The sequence below is a fragment of the Rhodoferax saidenbachensis genome (assembly GCF_001955715.1).
GTDB classification, from domain to species: Bacteria; Pseudomonadota; Gammaproteobacteria; order Burkholderiales; family Burkholderiaceae_C; genus Allorhodoferax; species Allorhodoferax saidenbachensis.
In genome coordinates this window covers 719,233-731,734 of record NZ_CP019239.1, presented here as the reverse complement: position 1 = coordinate 731,734, position 12,502 = coordinate 719,233, and the positions used below count along the sequence as shown (strand labels likewise).

Below are 12,502 nucleotides of genomic sequence, written 5' to 3'. Positions count from 1 at the left end.
CAACGGAGACTCTCCGGTCTTGTCCGATCTGTACATTGGCCTGATGTCCGGCACCTCGCTGGACGGGGTCGACGGCGTACTGGCAGATTTTTCCGGCCAAAGCCCCCAAGTCGTGGGCCACGCGAGTGCCCCGTTTCCGGCGGCGCTCCAGCAGGAGTTGCTGGCGCTCAACACCGCATCGGACAACGAACTGCACCGCGCAGCACTGGCCGGTAATGGGCTGGTCCGGATCTATGCCGACGTGGTGCACCAACTTCTGAAAGCCAGCAAGTGCCCCGCCTCCGCCATACGCGCTATCGGTGCGCACGGGCAAACAGTGCGCCACCGTCCCCAGGAATTTGATGGCACCGGTTACACACTGCAACTCAACCAACCCGCCTTGCTGGCGGAGTTATGCGGTATCGACGTGGTGGCCGATTTCCGTAGCCGGGATGTGGCCGCGGGTGGCCAGGGCGCACCGTTGGTTCCACCGTTTCACCAGGCCTTCTTTGGTCAAGGGGGCCAATGCCCTGCAGTACTCAATATTGGCGGTATCTCCAACCTCACCTTGATGGGCACCCAGGCGGACGCCGTACGAGGCTTTGACTGCGGCCCAGGCAATGCCTTGATGGACGCCTGGTGCCTGGCACACTCAGGCGCCCCGTATGACAACTTGGGCCTATGGGCAGCGAGCGGCACAGTCAACCCTGCGCTGCTTCAACGCATGCTGCAGGAACCCTTCTTTGCCAAAGCACCCCCGAAGAGTACGGGCAGAGATCTGTTTAATACGTCATGGCTGGCCCGTCAATTGCAGGGAATGGAAGCGCTGCCCCCACAGGATGTACAGGCCACGCTGACCGAGCTGACGGCAAGGGCATGTGCAGACAGCTTGTTGCGCGAAGCCCCGGATGCCCGCACCTTGATCGTTTGCGGCGGTGGTGCGCTCAACCTGCATTTGATGGCCCGTTTGTCGAGCGCTTTGCCGATGTGCAAAGTGACGTCTTCTGACGTATTTGGCCTGCCACCACTGCAGGTAGAGGCCACGGCATTTGCCTGGCTGGCACGCCAGGCAATGCTGCGGTCAACCGCCAGCGTCCCAAAAGTTACGGGCGCCCAAGGCGCCCGTATTCTGGGTGCGATTTATCCCGCGTAATCAGGTCGAGAACGACGAGCCGCAGCCGCAGGTGCTGGTGGCATTGGGGTTCTTGATCACAAACTGGGCGCCTTGCAGATCTTCCTTGTAGTCGATCTCTGCGCCCATCAGGTACTGGTAGCTCATTGCGTCGATCAACAACGACACACCATTTTTGGTCATGGTGGTGTCGTCTTCGTTGGTAATTTCGTCAAAGGTAAAACCGTACTGGAAACCGGAGCAACCACCGCCCTGCACAAACACGCGCAGCTTGAGGTCAGGGTTGCCTTCTTCGGCGATCAGGTCCGCCACTTTGGCCGCCGCGCTGTCCGTAAACAGGATGGGGGCGGGCATTTCGGTCTGGATGTTTTCAGCAACTGCGCTCATATCGGGCTCCGTTCAATGGCAGGAATGCGGACAATAGTACAGCAACCTGCTCGGGAATTCTTTTACTGGTTATTTGCCGCTAGCTTCAGTGTGGGCTTTTCCTCTTCGCCCAGGATAATCGGCCGCAACTGACCAGCGATCAAGGCACCTTGGTGCATTTCCAGGGCCGCATACTGCACATCGCCCTCAATCCGGGCTTTGGGCTGCAGCTCCAGCATCAGGCGGGCATGGACGGGGCCTTTGACACTGCCGTTGATGATGATGTGGTCCGCGACCACCTCACCAATCACTTTGGCCGACTCCGAAATCACCAGAATGCTTGCCACTTCGTCACTGGCACGGATGTTTCCAGTCACATCGCCATCGACACGCAATCCATCTGCGAAGGAAATATCCCCGGTGATGCGACTGCCTTCAGCAATCAGACTCTTGATCGGGGGCTGCTTTTTCTTGTTGAACATGATGTACCTCGTTGAAACGCTACAACTTGACGGACTGCGTTGATTTGACGACAGCCCCATCCATCACTCTGGCCAAAACACCTTTGACAATCACCTGATCCGGCAACTCCAGCTCACCTTCCAGGCGGCCATACTGCCGTACCTTGATGGCCTGCGGCCCTTCTGGCAAAGCTGCCGTCCACGGTTTGCCGTTCAAGGTGCCGGTAAATGACATCTCCAAGCGGCCATTGAACTCTGGCGCATTCCTGCTGGCCTGGATCACCAGAACCTGCCATTTTAGCTTGGAGACTCCCAGCATCTCCGCCTGCAAACCCCGAATCGCCACGCCATCCACGCCAGCTGCCGGGATCAACTTCTCAAAAAATCCCAGGTCATCCCGCAGGCTGCGGTTGTCCGCTTCCAGCTTCTTGACCTGCTCCATCAGACGCTCCTGCGAAGCTTTCTCCGTGGTGACCAGCGTCCCTGCCGTATTGGCAATGGACTGGGCCTGGTCACGCTCTTCCTTGGTGCTGGCCAATTCGGCGTGCGCATCCGCCAGCTCGCTTCGCAAACGCGTCACTTCTTCCTTGGACCCTTTTTCAAGCCCAGCAATATCCTTGCCAAACTCGAAGGCCCACAGGCCAATGGCCGCACAAAATCCCAACACGATGGCAAGCATGGCCCAGCGAAAAGGCCAGGGCAATGCGCTACGCACCGCCATGCGAGGGGCGCTGATAGTAAGGCGGCGGCGAAGCAGGCGAAATCTCATCGAGGGCGAAGTCTAGCAGTCCAAAAACACAAGTACGTCCGCAACTGCACTTAACTTTGTAAAACTAAGTTAAGTGCAGCGACCTCAAACAAAAAAACCGCCAGAACTTGCGTTCGGCGGCTTTTGCTTTGCAACAGGACGTTGCGAAGGCGATTAACGCTTGGAGAACTGCTTGCGACGGCGAGCGCCGTGGAAGCCGACCTTCTTACGTTCGACTTCACGTGCGTCACGTGTCACGAAACCAGCCTGGCTCAGGGCCGGCTTGAGGGTTGCGTCGTAGTCGATCAGGGCACGGGTAATACCGTGGCGGGTTGCACCCGCCTGGCCGGACTCACCGCCGCCGGACACATTGACCATGATGTCAAATGTTTCAGCGTGGTTCGTCAGCAGCAGGGGCTGCTTGCAGACCATGATGGACGTTGCGCGGCCGAAGAACTTTTCGATCGCTTTGCCGTTCACTACGATTTGGCCGGAGCCTTTTTTCAGAAACACACGGGCGACGCTGGATTTGCGACGGCCGGTGCCATTGTTCCATTCACCGATCATTTGGCGGCCTCACGTTTCACTGCATTGGCAGAAATACCGGGGATGTCCAGAACCTTGGGCTGCTGGGCTGTGTGGGGGTGCTCAGCACCACCGTAGACCTTGAGCTTCTTGATCATGGCGTAACCCAGGGGACCCTTGGGCAGCATGCCCTTGACGGCTTTTTCCAAAGCGCGGCCAGGATGCTTGGCTTGCATGTCGCGGAAGTTGGTGGCTGTAATGCCGCCGGGGTAACCCGAGTGGCGGTAGTACACCTTGTCCAGGGGCTTGGCACCCGTGACGCGCAGCTGGGCTGCATTGATGATGACGATGAAGTCACCGGTATCGACGTGAGGCGTGTAAATGGCCTTGTGTTTGCCGCGCAAACGGAGAGCAACTTCGCTGGCTACTCGTCCGAGGACCTTGTCGGTCGCGTCAATCACAAACCACTCGTGCACGACCTCAGCGGGTTTTGCGCTGAAAGTAGACATGAGATTTCTCTTTAAAGGAGGGTTTGGCGGGCTCTTTTCTACGGTCGGCGTTCCTCTGATGGGAATCTCTTAGGTAGGTTTCGCCGGGGCGCAGAACGCTTTTGGCAGCTTCGTCGCGGAACCACTAAAGCGCTGCGAAGCCCAGCATTATACGAAACCTCGGGGGTTTTGGCTAGGGGGCCTACATAAGAGGCTTTGCAAAGGTTAGTATCCCGGCATGTTCAGTTATCGCCACGCCTTTCACGCCGGCAACCATGCCGACGTCCTCAAACACACCATTTTGCTGGCCGTGCTGCGGCACATGACGCAAAAAGACGCGCTCAATGTGTTCGACACCCATGCCGGTGCCGGCCTGTACCGCCTGGATGGGGACTATGCCCAGACCAGCGCCGAGGCCGCCGACGGTTTCCTGAAACTGGTCGCCAGCAAGCCACCGCAAGGCTTCACGCCTGCCCTGCAGGACTATGTGGAAATGGTGGCAAGTTTCAATGCCGCAAACCAGTGGAAGGTCTATCCCGGATCGCCTTTCATCATCCAGAGTCTGCTGAGCGGCCGCGACAAGCTCAAGCTGTGGGAAATGCATCCGACCGACACCAAGACACTGACAGCCAACGTGGCGCAGCTGGAAGCGGGCCGCCAGGTCACTATCCTGCGCGAAGACGGTTTTGAAGGGCTCAAGAAATTCCTGCCGCCGCCCTCACGCCGCGCCCTGGTGCTGTGTGACCCGAGTTATGAGGTCAAACACGACTACGCCCGCGTGCCCGCCATGGTGGCCGATGCGCTGCTGCGTTTTGCCACCGGCACCTACGCCGTGTGGTACCCCATCATTCCGCGCCCCGAAGCGCACGACCTGCCGAAAAAACTGAAAACCCTGGCCAACAAGGCCGGCAAAAGCTGGTTGCATGCCACGCTGACGGTCAAGTCCAGCAAACTGACTCAGGATGCAGAGGGTGAAGTGGTCCGCCCCGGCTTGCCGGCCAGCGGCATGTTCCTGATCAACCCACCGCACACGCTGAAGGCCGCGCTGAAAGACGCGTTGCCGCAGATGGTGGAGTTGCTGAAGCAGGACCAGAACGCCAGCTCGTCGCTGGAATCAGGCGGCTGACATTGCCCCCACGCTCCGCCGCTACCCACCAGGGGGGCTAATTTTGCTTGGGGCGACCCGGCGCAAAATTGCGTGTCACGCCGTCGCCAGTCCCAGCCGGTCACACAACGCGAGCGTCGCAACGCTCTGGTTCATCGTGTAGAAATGCAGCCCCGGTGCGCCACCGGCGCGCAACTGTTCACACAGGTCGGTGACCACATCCAGACCGAAGGACTTGATGGAAGCCACGTCGTCACCAAAACTCTGCAGACGCAGGCGAATCCAGCGTGGAATCTCGGCGCCGCAGGCGTCGCTGAAGCGCATCAACTGCGTGGAGCTGCTGATAGGCATGATGCCCGGTACCACGGCGATGTTCAGGCCCAGCGCGTCCAGCTCTTCGACAAAGCGGAAATACGCGTCAGCGTTGTAGAAATACTGCGTGATGGCCGAATTGGCACCCGCCTGCACCTTGGCGGCAAAAGCCTGCAGATCGCTGGCGGGTGACTTGGCCTGGGGATGCACTTCGGGATAAGCCGCCACTTCGATGTGGAAATCGTCACCCGTCTCCATACGGATAAAAGTGACCAGGTCGCTGGCGTAGTGGAACTCACCACCGGCACCGTAGCCGCTGGGCAAATCACCACGCAGTGCCACCAGGCGCTTGACGCCCATGGTCTTGAGCGTGGCGAGCTGCGCGCGCACTGTGTCTTTGGTGGCGCCGATGCAGGAGAAGTGCGAGGCCGCATCCACGCCCTCGGCCAGGATGCTGCGCACCGTACCGAAGGTGCCTTCTTGCGTGGAGCCACCGGCACCAAACGTGACGGAGCAAAACTCGGGCTTCAGACCATACAGTTGCTGGCGCACGACGCGCAGCTTTTCTGCGCCTTCAGGTGTTTTGGGCGGAAAGAATTCAAGACTCAGGGGAAGTCTGGGTGTCTGGGACATGGCCGTCTTCAGGAAGAGGAAACACCCGTCTTGCGGGCGCAAATGAAAAATTCGCGGTTGCCATCGCCACCTTCTATGGGCGAATCAAACCACGCGGTGACCGTCAGGCCCAGCTCGGCGCACGTCTCACGCAATCGTTGCTCGACGATGGGGTACATGGTGGCGTCTTTGACAATCCCGCCCTTGCCCACCTGGCCCGGCTGCAGCTCGAACTGCGGCTTGACCAGCGTCAGCAGGGTTCCGCCCTCTTTGAGGAATTCCACCGCAGCCGGCAACACCAGAGTTTGCGAAATGAAAGACAGGTCGGCGACCAGCAGATCGAACGGTGGCGCAAACTCCGGCGGCAAGGTGGCCAGTTCGGCCTCTTCGCGGCTGTCATCGGAGCCATCAAAACCCTCAAAGGTTTCACCGTCTTCTTCAAGGTCAAATTGGCCTTCAGCCCCCGTACTTCCTGCGTAAGCAGCTATCAAATCTGCAGCAGACAGAGTGCGTGCATTGACACTTTCCACGCACAGGACCCGCGCATCCTCACGCAGGCTGGGGTGCAGTTGGGCACTGCCCACGTCTACACCCACTACGCATGCAGCGCCGGCTTGCAGCAGGCAGTCGGTGAAACCACCGGTGCTCTGCCCCACGTCCAGGCAACGCAGTCCTGTCACCGACAGGCCCACGTGCTTGAGCGCCGCCTCCAGCTTCAGGCCTCCCCGCGACACGTAACGTGCCTCGGAGTCGTCCAGCAGCTGGATAGGGGCGTCTTCCGGAACCTCATCGCCATTCTTGGCGACCCGCTTCCATTCCTCCCCTTTGCGCCACTGCACGCCATCGGCGATCAGGCGCTGGGCCTGCGAGCGGGTGCTGGCCAGCCCGCGCTGCACCAGCAGTTGGTCAATGCGCATGCGGGGCTTAGTAGCGGTAGGTTTCTTTTTTGTACGGGCCGGACTTGCTGACGCCGATGTAGGCGGCCTGCTCGTCGGTCAGCTCGGACAACATGGCGCCAACCTTCTTCAGGTGCAAACGGGCGACTTTTTCGTCCAGGTGCTTGGGCAACACGTAGACCTTGCCGACCTTGTACTCCTTGGGCTTGGTGAACAGCTCAATCTGGGCGATGGTTTGGTTCGCGAAGCTGGAGGACATCACAAAGCTCGGGTGGCCGGTACCGCAACCCAGGTTCACCAAGCGGCCCTTGGCCAACAGGATGATGCGTTTTTCAGGCTTGCCGTTCTTGCCCTTGGTAGCGGGGAAGATTACGTGGTCGACCTGGGGCTTGATCTCGTCCCACTGCAGTTTTTCCAGCGAAGCAACGTCGATCTCGTTGTCAAAGTGGCCGATGTTGGAAACAATGGCCTGGTCCTTCATGGCCGCCATGTGTTTGTACGTGATGACGTTTTTGTTGCCGGTGGTGGTCACGAAAATATCGGCCTTGTCGGCGGCGTATTCCATGGTCACAACCTTGTAGCCTTCCATCGCGGCCTGCAGCGCGTTGATGGGGTCGATCTCGGTTACCCACACTTGGGCAGACAGGGCGCGAAGCGCCTGGGCGGAGCCCTTGCCCACGTCGCCGTAACCCGCCACCAGGGCCACCTTGCCGGCGATCATCACGTCGGTAGCACGTTTGATGGCGTCCACCAGCGATTCGCGGCAACCGTATAGGTTGTCGAACTTGCTCTTGGTCACCGAGTCGTTGACGTTGATGGCGCGCAGCTTGAGACTGCCCTTGACCGCCATTTCTTCCAGGCGCATCACGCCGGTGGTGGTTTCTTCGGTCACGCCGATGATGTTTTTCAGGCGGCGGCTGTACCAGGTGGGGTCCAGCTTGAGCTTGGCCTTGATGGCGTTGAACAGGCAGATTTCTTCTGCGCTGCCAGGCTTGGCCAAAACCTTGATGTCCTTCTCGGCGCGGGCACCCAGGTGCATCAGCAGCGTGGCGTCGCCGCCGTCATCCAGAATCATGTTGGGGCCTTCAGCCGCAGAACCTTTTTTGCCGCTGAATTCAAAAATGCGGTGGGTGAAGTCCCAATACTCTTCCAGCGTTTCGCCCTTGTGCGCAAACACCGGTGTGCCCTTGGCAACCAAGGCGGCAGCGGCGTGGTCTTGGGTGGAGAAGATGTTGCACGATGCCCAGCGCACTTCGGCGCCCAGGGCTTGCAATGTTTCCACCAGCACGCCGGTTTGGATGGTCATGTGCAGGGAACCGGTGATGCGCGCGCCCTTGAGCGGCTGCGCTTTGGCGAACTCTTCGCGGATGGCCATCAGGCCGGGCATTTCAGTCTCGGCAATGGTCAGCTCTTTGCGGCCCCAGGGCGCGAGGCTCAGGTCGGCAATTTGGTAATCTTGATTTTTAACGGGCTTCAGTACGCTCATGGCTCACTCCAAAAGTAAATTTGAAAGCCACTGGACTGTTCGCGAGAGACCGGGATGACCGGAAAAAGGAACTCACCACACAGACCAGTGGGTGAGCGTCGTTGGTGCTTGAACTAACCCTATCGGTCAGCTTTCCGAGCCTCGTTCACTGCGCGTGAACTGCAACGCTCCTCGGAAAGCGATAATTCTAGCCTTTTCCAGAACTCTGCACCAGAGCACCCGGGCGCCACAGGCCCGCGCTGCGTGCCATCCATTGCCCATGTCTTTTCTTGCCGAAACCCGCCGCCGCCGCACTTTTGCGATCATTTCCCACCCGGACGCCGGTAAAACCACGTTGACCGAAAAGCTGTTGCTGTTCTCGGGCGCGATCCAGATTGCCGGTTCGGTGAAAGCCCGCAAAGCCACGCGCCATGCGACTTCCGACTGGATGGAGATTGAAAAGCAGCGGGGCATTTCTGTTGCATCGAGCGTGATGCAGATGGCCTACCGCGACCACGTGGTCAACCTGCTGGACACCCCCGGTCACAAGGACTTCTCGGAAGACACGTACCGCGTGTTGACCGCCGTGGATTCGGCGCTGATGGTGATTGACGCGGCCAACGGTGTGGAAGCGCAAACCCGCCGCCTGATCGAAGTCTGCCGCCAGCGCGATACGCCCATCATCACGTTTGTGAACAAGATGGACCGCGAAGTGCGCGAGCCGCTGGACATCCTGGATGAGATCGAGCGCGAACTGGGCATGCCCTGCGTGCCCATGACCTGGCCCGTGGGCCAGGGCAAATCTTTCGGCGGCATCATCAATTTGCGCACGCAGATGATGACGGTGTTCGACGGCGGCAAGGACCGCCGCCCGCAAGATTTTGATTCCATGCCCTTGAGCGACCAAGCCGCGCTGGAGAAGCGTTTTGGCCACGAATGGACCAGCGCGATGGAAAGCATGGAACTGGCCACCGGCGCATCCCCCGCCTGGGACCACGCCGCCTTTTTGGCGGGCAAACAAACGCCCGTGTTCTTTGGCTCCGGCGTGAACAACTTCGGTGTGATGGAAGTGCTGGACGCACTGGTGGACCTGGCGCCGAGTCCGCAAAAACGCATCAGCACGGCGGTGGTGAACCGCCAACCCGTGGTCAAAGAAGTGCAACCCGAAGACGAAGCCTTCAGCGGCGTGGTGTTCAAGGTGCAGGCCAATATGGACGCCAACCACCGCGACCGCATTGCCTTTGTGCGCATGGCATCCGGCAAATACACACCGGGCATGAAACTCAAAGTGATGCGCACCTCCAAAGAGCTGCGCCCCACGTCCGTGGTGACCTTCATGAGCCAGCGCCGCGAGGCGGTGGAAGAAGCCTATGCGGGCGACATCGTGGGCTTTACCACCCACGGTGGTGTGCAGTTGGGCGACACGATCACCGACGGCAGCGTGAACCTGATGTACACCGGCCTGCCCTTCTTTGCGCCCGAAATGTTCATGACCGTGGTGCTGCGCAACCCGCTGCGTACCAAGCAGTTGCAGCAAGGCCTGGCCCAGTTGGGCGAGGAAGGTGCGATTCAGGTGTTCCGCCCCGAGATGGGCGGCAACATGCTGCTGGGCGCCGTGGGGCAACTGCAGTTTGAAGTGGTGCAGCACCGGCTGAAGGGTGAATACGACGCCGACATCCGCCTGGAAGGCTGCCAATACACCGGCGCACGCTGGATCACGGCCGATACGCCCAAGGAACTGCAGGAGTTCATCAACGCCTATCCGCAGCGCATGGCGCGGGATGCGGCGGACACGCTGGCTTACCTGTGTACCAGCCCGTACGACGTGCGCCTGGCGCAGGAGCGTTTCCCCAAGATCCATTTCCACCCGCTGCGTGAACACGCAGGGCTGGCATTGCAGAGCGCGGGCTAACGGAAGTACTTAGCGGCTGGCCTGGCGCAACGCGCGCAGCCAGCCCCCGCTCAGCACAAAGCGGGGGAAGTTGATCCATTGCTCCAAGAAAATACGCGCCACGGCCTGCCGCGGGCTGGCAAAGGGAATCGACGGCACGGCCTCCATGCTGTGTCCCTTGCCTTGCACCGCGAACGACACAGCCATCGCCACCAGGCCCGCCAGGGCAAACCACAGGGCCCCTTGCAGCAGCGCAACAACCAAAACGACGTTGCCCACCAAAAACAGCGGCACCACCACAATGTGCAGTAGCAGATTGGCCCGTGAGGCGTGGTAGTTGGTGTACCCATCCCACTGCCAGCGCAACAACTCTGAAAAATTCATAACAGCTCCATGCAAGAGTGGCATCCCATGGGCTACATGCTACCCGCGTGCACCGCATAAAATGCGGCCTCCCTTCTCTCGCGGACAACACGCCCCTTGAAACCCCTTGCCTCCTGGCCGCTGCAGGCCCGCCGCGACCTGGTGGGCGTGTTCACCGACATTGACGACACACTCACCACCGAAGGCACGGTCACGCCCGCCGCACTGCAGGCGCTGGCCGACCTGAAAGCCGCCGGGCTGGCGGTCATTCCCATCACGGGTAGACACGTCGGCTGGTGTGAACCACTGATGGAAGGAGGGGCCACCCCGCCCTGGCCCGCGGACGCCATGGTGGCCGAGAACGGTGCACTGGCGCTGGTGCCCAATCCAGGAAATTCAAACCAAAATGGCCTGCAGCCCGCATGGAATGTGCGCAGGCAGCTATCAAAACTATATCAACAAGACGCCGACACGCGCGCCACCAACCAGGCCCGCATGGAGCAGGTGGCCGCGCAGGTGCTGGCCCAGGTGCCCGGCGCATTGCGCGCGCGCGACGAAGGTGGGCGCGAGACCGATCTGGCGTTTGACTACAACGAGTTCACGCACCTCTCGCCCGCTGCCGTGCAGCAGACACTGGCCATCCTGCAAGGTGCAGGCATGCACACCACGGTCAGCAGCATCCACATCCACGGGTGTTTTGGTGACTTCAACAAATGGCTGGGCGCGTGCTGGATCGTCCGTGAACTGTTCCAGCGCGACCTGGCGCAGGAGCTGGGCCGCTGGGTGTTTGTCGGCGACTCGGGCAACGACCAGCCCATGTTTGAACACTTCACCCACAGTGTGGGCGTGGCCAACATCCGCCGCTTCGAAAGCCAGCTGCAACACCTGCCGCGTTACATCACCCCGAGCGAACGTGGTGCGGGTTTTGCCGAAGTCACCGCCGCCATCCTGGAGGCACGCAAGGCATGAGCACCGCCAACACCACACCACCCGCTGGCGCACAGCTCGGCCTGGTCAGCATCTTTGGCTCCACCTTTGTCGAGCTGGTGGGCTACTTCATCCTCTCGCCCTTGCTGCTGCTCAAGCTCAAGGGCGCCGATGTGTCGACCACCGTGGCCGGGCTGTTTGCCGCCTCCGGCTGGCTGGGCATTTTCATCATGACGCCGTTTGCCTCCAGCGTGACCACGCGCTTGGGGCGGCGGCCCTGCCTGTGGCTGGCCGGCGTGATCCTCACGCTGGCGGCCGTGCTCTACACCTTCACGAACCAGCTCTGGATCTGGTTCGCGCTGAACCTGGCCTCGGGCGTGGCCATGGCGCTGCGCTGGGTGCTGGCCGAGGCGCTGATTGCCGAGTTTTCGCCGGCAGGGCAACGCGGCCGTTACGTGGGCATCTTTCAAACCCTGGTCAGCCTGACCTTTATCACCGGACCAGCCTGCCTGGTCTGGCTGGGCGCGGACCAACCGCACACGCTGTGGGTGGTGATTGGCTGCACCGTGGTCGGGCTGATCTGGACGCTCTTTATCCCCAAACTGCCGCCCGCCGCGGATGCCGACACGGCCCATGTCGGGTTACCGGGCCTGTGGCGCGCGCTGCTGGCGCATCCCATCATCATGCTGGCGGGTTTTGTCGGCGGTTTCTTTGAAACCGGCGTCACCTCCATCCTGCCGCTGTACGGCCTGGCACTCGGCCTGGGCGCAGGCACGGCCGCGCTACTGGTGTCGGCCAGCGGACTGGGCGGTGTGCTCATCATGTTCCCCGCCGGCATGGTGGCCGACCGGTTTGACAACCAGGCGCAGGGGCGCCGCACGCTGATGGTGGTGTTTGCATCCATCACACTGCTGGCCACCTGCGTTTTGCCTTTTGTGGCCAACATCGTGTGGCTGGCCTGGCCCATCGTGTTTTTATGGGGCGGCGCCGGTGGCACGCTGTACACCATAGCCATGACCGACATTGGCGCGCGCGAAAAAGGCATCACCCTGGTCAACAGCACGGCCGTGCTGGTACTGACCTACACGCTCGGTGGGCTGGTCGCGTCCGGCATCTCGGGCGCGCTGATCGACTGGTCGCCTACCGTGGCGTTCCCCGCCGTGTTGATTGCGGTAGCCGCTATCGGCTTGGTCGCACTGGTGCGTTCGCGCCGCGCGGCCAACATTTAGGTC

General features: G+C 60.7%; 14 protein-coding genes and 1 riboswitch. Of the genes, 5 read left to right on the top strand and 9 right to left on the bottom strand.

Annotated features, from left to right (window positions below; genetic code table 11):
- Window positions 1-19: 19 nt before the first annotated feature.
- Entirely contained in the window at window positions 20-1,132 is a 1,113-nt protein-coding gene (locus RS694_RS03495; RefSeq protein ID WP_076069329.1) for an anhydro-N-acetylmuramic acid kinase, read from the top strand.
- Here the strand turns inward: RS694_RS03495 and erpA are convergent, their stop codons facing one another.
- From erpA to rplM, 5 genes are all read right to left on the bottom strand, one after another.
- The gene (gene erpA / locus RS694_RS03490) at window positions 1,133-1,498 is read right to left on the bottom strand and encodes an iron-sulfur cluster insertion protein ErpA (RefSeq protein ID WP_029706243.1); all 366 of its coding nucleotides are present in this window, start codon (window positions 1,496-1,498) and stop codon (window positions 1,133-1,135) included.
- A 62-nt stretch (window positions 1,499-1,560) separates the two neighbouring features.
- On the bottom strand, window positions 1,561-1,959 hold the full coding sequence (locus RS694_RS03485) for a bactofilin family protein (RefSeq protein ID WP_029706242.1): 399 nt from the start codon (window positions 1,957-1,959) through the stop codon (window positions 1,561-1,563).
- Window positions 1,960-1,978: 19 nt separating this feature from the next.
- Window positions 1,979-2,707, bottom strand: coding sequence for a DUF6776 family protein (locus RS694_RS03480; RefSeq protein WP_029706240.1), 729 nt, complete (start codon window positions 2,705-2,707; stop codon window positions 1,979-1,981).
- Between the two features lie 153 nt (window positions 2,708-2,860).
- Window positions 2,861-3,253, bottom strand: a complete 393-nt coding sequence (rpsI, locus tag RS694_RS03475) for a 30S ribosomal protein S9 (protein WP_029706239.1) — start codon at window positions 3,251-3,253, stop codon at window positions 2,861-2,863.
- Window positions 3,250-3,720, bottom strand: a complete 471-nt coding sequence (gene rplM / locus RS694_RS03470) for a 50S ribosomal protein L13 (RefSeq protein ID WP_029706238.1) — start codon at window positions 3,718-3,720, stop codon at window positions 3,250-3,252. Before rplM ends, rpsI begins: the two co-directional genes overlap by 4 nt.
- 217 nt (window positions 3,721-3,937) lie before the next feature.
- On the opposite strand from rplM, the gene RS694_RS03465 reads away from it, so the two are divergent.
- Window positions 3,938-4,825, top strand: a complete 888-nt coding sequence (locus RS694_RS03465; RefSeq protein ID WP_029706237.1) for a 23S rRNA (adenine(2030)-N(6))-methyltransferase RlmJ — start codon at window positions 3,938-3,940, stop codon at window positions 4,823-4,825.
- A 75-nt stretch (window positions 4,826-4,900) separates the two neighbouring features.
- Here RS694_RS03465 and metF read toward each other — a convergent pair whose 3' ends face one another.
- Genes metF through ahcY form a run of 3 tightly spaced genes read right to left on the bottom strand, consistent with a single transcriptional unit; the run spans window position 4,901 to window position 8,110 of the window.
- Complete coding sequence (gene metF, locus RS694_RS03460; protein ID WP_029706236.1) at window positions 4,901-5,749, bottom strand: methylenetetrahydrofolate reductase [NAD(P)H]; 849 nt, start codon at window positions 5,747-5,749, stop codon at window positions 4,901-4,903.
- 8 nt (window positions 5,750-5,757) lie between these two features.
- A complete protein-coding gene (locus RS694_RS03455; protein WP_029706235.1) occupies window positions 5,758-6,645 on the bottom strand; it encodes a TlyA family RNA methyltransferase in 888 nt (295 codons plus the stop codon).
- Between the two features lie 7 nt (window positions 6,646-6,652).
- Complete coding sequence (gene ahcY, locus RS694_RS03450; RefSeq protein ID WP_029706234.1) at window positions 6,653-8,110, bottom strand: adenosylhomocysteinase; 1,458 nt, start codon at window positions 8,108-8,110, stop codon at window positions 6,653-6,655.
- An 86-nt stretch (window positions 8,111-8,196) separates the two neighbouring features.
- Window positions 8,197-8,289: riboswitch (S-adenosyl-L-homocysteine riboswitch) on the bottom strand.
- An 80-nt stretch (window positions 8,290-8,369) separates the two neighbouring features.
- On the opposite strand from ahcY, the gene RS694_RS03445 reads away from it, so the two are divergent.
- Complete coding sequence (locus RS694_RS03445) at window positions 8,370-10,001, top strand: peptide chain release factor 3 (RefSeq protein WP_029706233.1); 1,632 nt, start codon at window positions 8,370-8,372, stop codon at window positions 9,999-10,001.
- A 9-nt stretch (window positions 10,002-10,010) separates the two neighbouring features.
- Here the strand turns inward: RS694_RS03445 and RS694_RS03440 are convergent, their stop codons facing one another.
- A complete protein-coding gene (locus tag RS694_RS03440; protein WP_029706232.1) occupies window positions 10,011-10,364 on the bottom strand; it encodes an Mpo1-like protein in 354 nt (117 codons plus the stop codon).
- Between the two features lie 96 nt (window positions 10,365-10,460).
- Between RS694_RS03440 and RS694_RS03435 the strand changes: the two genes are divergently transcribed.
- Entirely contained in the window at window positions 10,461-11,312 is an 852-nt protein-coding gene (locus RS694_RS03435) for an HAD family hydrolase (RefSeq protein WP_076069326.1), read from the top strand.
- A complete protein-coding gene (locus RS694_RS03430) occupies window positions 11,309-12,499 on the top strand; it encodes an MFS transporter (protein ID WP_029706230.1) in 1,191 nt (396 codons plus the stop codon). Before RS694_RS03435 ends, RS694_RS03430 begins: the two co-directional genes overlap by 4 nt.
- Window positions 12,500-12,502: the final 3 nt, after the last annotated feature.

Bases quoted from the DNA above. Each gene is read 5' to 3' on its own strand.
- erpA (WP_029706243.1), bottom strand. From the start codon at position 1,498: ATGAGCGCAGTTGCTGAAAACATCCAGACCGAAATGCCCGCCCCCATC.
- RS694_RS03445 (WP_029706233.1), top strand. From the start codon at position 8,370: ATGTCTTTTCTTGCCGAAACCCGCCGCCGCCGCACTTTTGCGATCATT.
- RS694_RS03455 (WP_029706235.1), bottom strand. From the start codon at position 6,645: ATGCGCATTGACCAACTGCTGGTGCAGCGCGGGCTGGCCAGCACCCGC.
- RS694_RS03430 (WP_029706230.1), top strand. From the start codon at position 11,309: ATGAGCACCGCCAACACCACACCACCCGCTGGCGCACAGCTCGGCCTG.
- RS694_RS03465 (WP_029706237.1), top strand. From the start codon at position 3,938: ATGTTCAGTTATCGCCACGCCTTTCACGCCGGCAACCATGCCGACGTC.
- rplM (WP_029706238.1), bottom strand. From the start codon at position 3,720: ATGTCTACTTTCAGCGCAAAACCCGCTGAGGTCGTGCACGAGTGGTTT.
- RS694_RS03485 (WP_029706242.1), bottom strand. From the start codon at position 1,959: ATGTTCAACAAGAAAAAGCAGCCCCCGATCAAGAGTCTGATTGCTGAA.
- ahcY (WP_029706234.1), bottom strand. From the start codon at position 8,110: ATGAGCGTACTGAAGCCCGTTAAAAATCAAGATTACCAAATTGCCGAC.
- metF (WP_029706236.1), bottom strand. From the start codon at position 5,749: ATGTCCCAGACACCCAGACTTCCCCTGAGTCTTGAATTCTTTCCGCCC.
- rpsI (WP_029706239.1), bottom strand. From the start codon at position 3,253: ATGATCGGTGAATGGAACAATGGCACCGGCCGTCGCAAATCCAGCGTC.
- RS694_RS03480 (WP_029706240.1), bottom strand. From the start codon at position 2,707: ATGAGATTTCGCCTGCTTCGCCGCCGCCTTACTATCAGCGCCCCTCGC.
- RS694_RS03440 (WP_029706232.1), bottom strand. From the start codon at position 10,364: ATGAATTTTTCAGAGTTGTTGCGCTGGCAGTGGGATGGGTACACCAAC.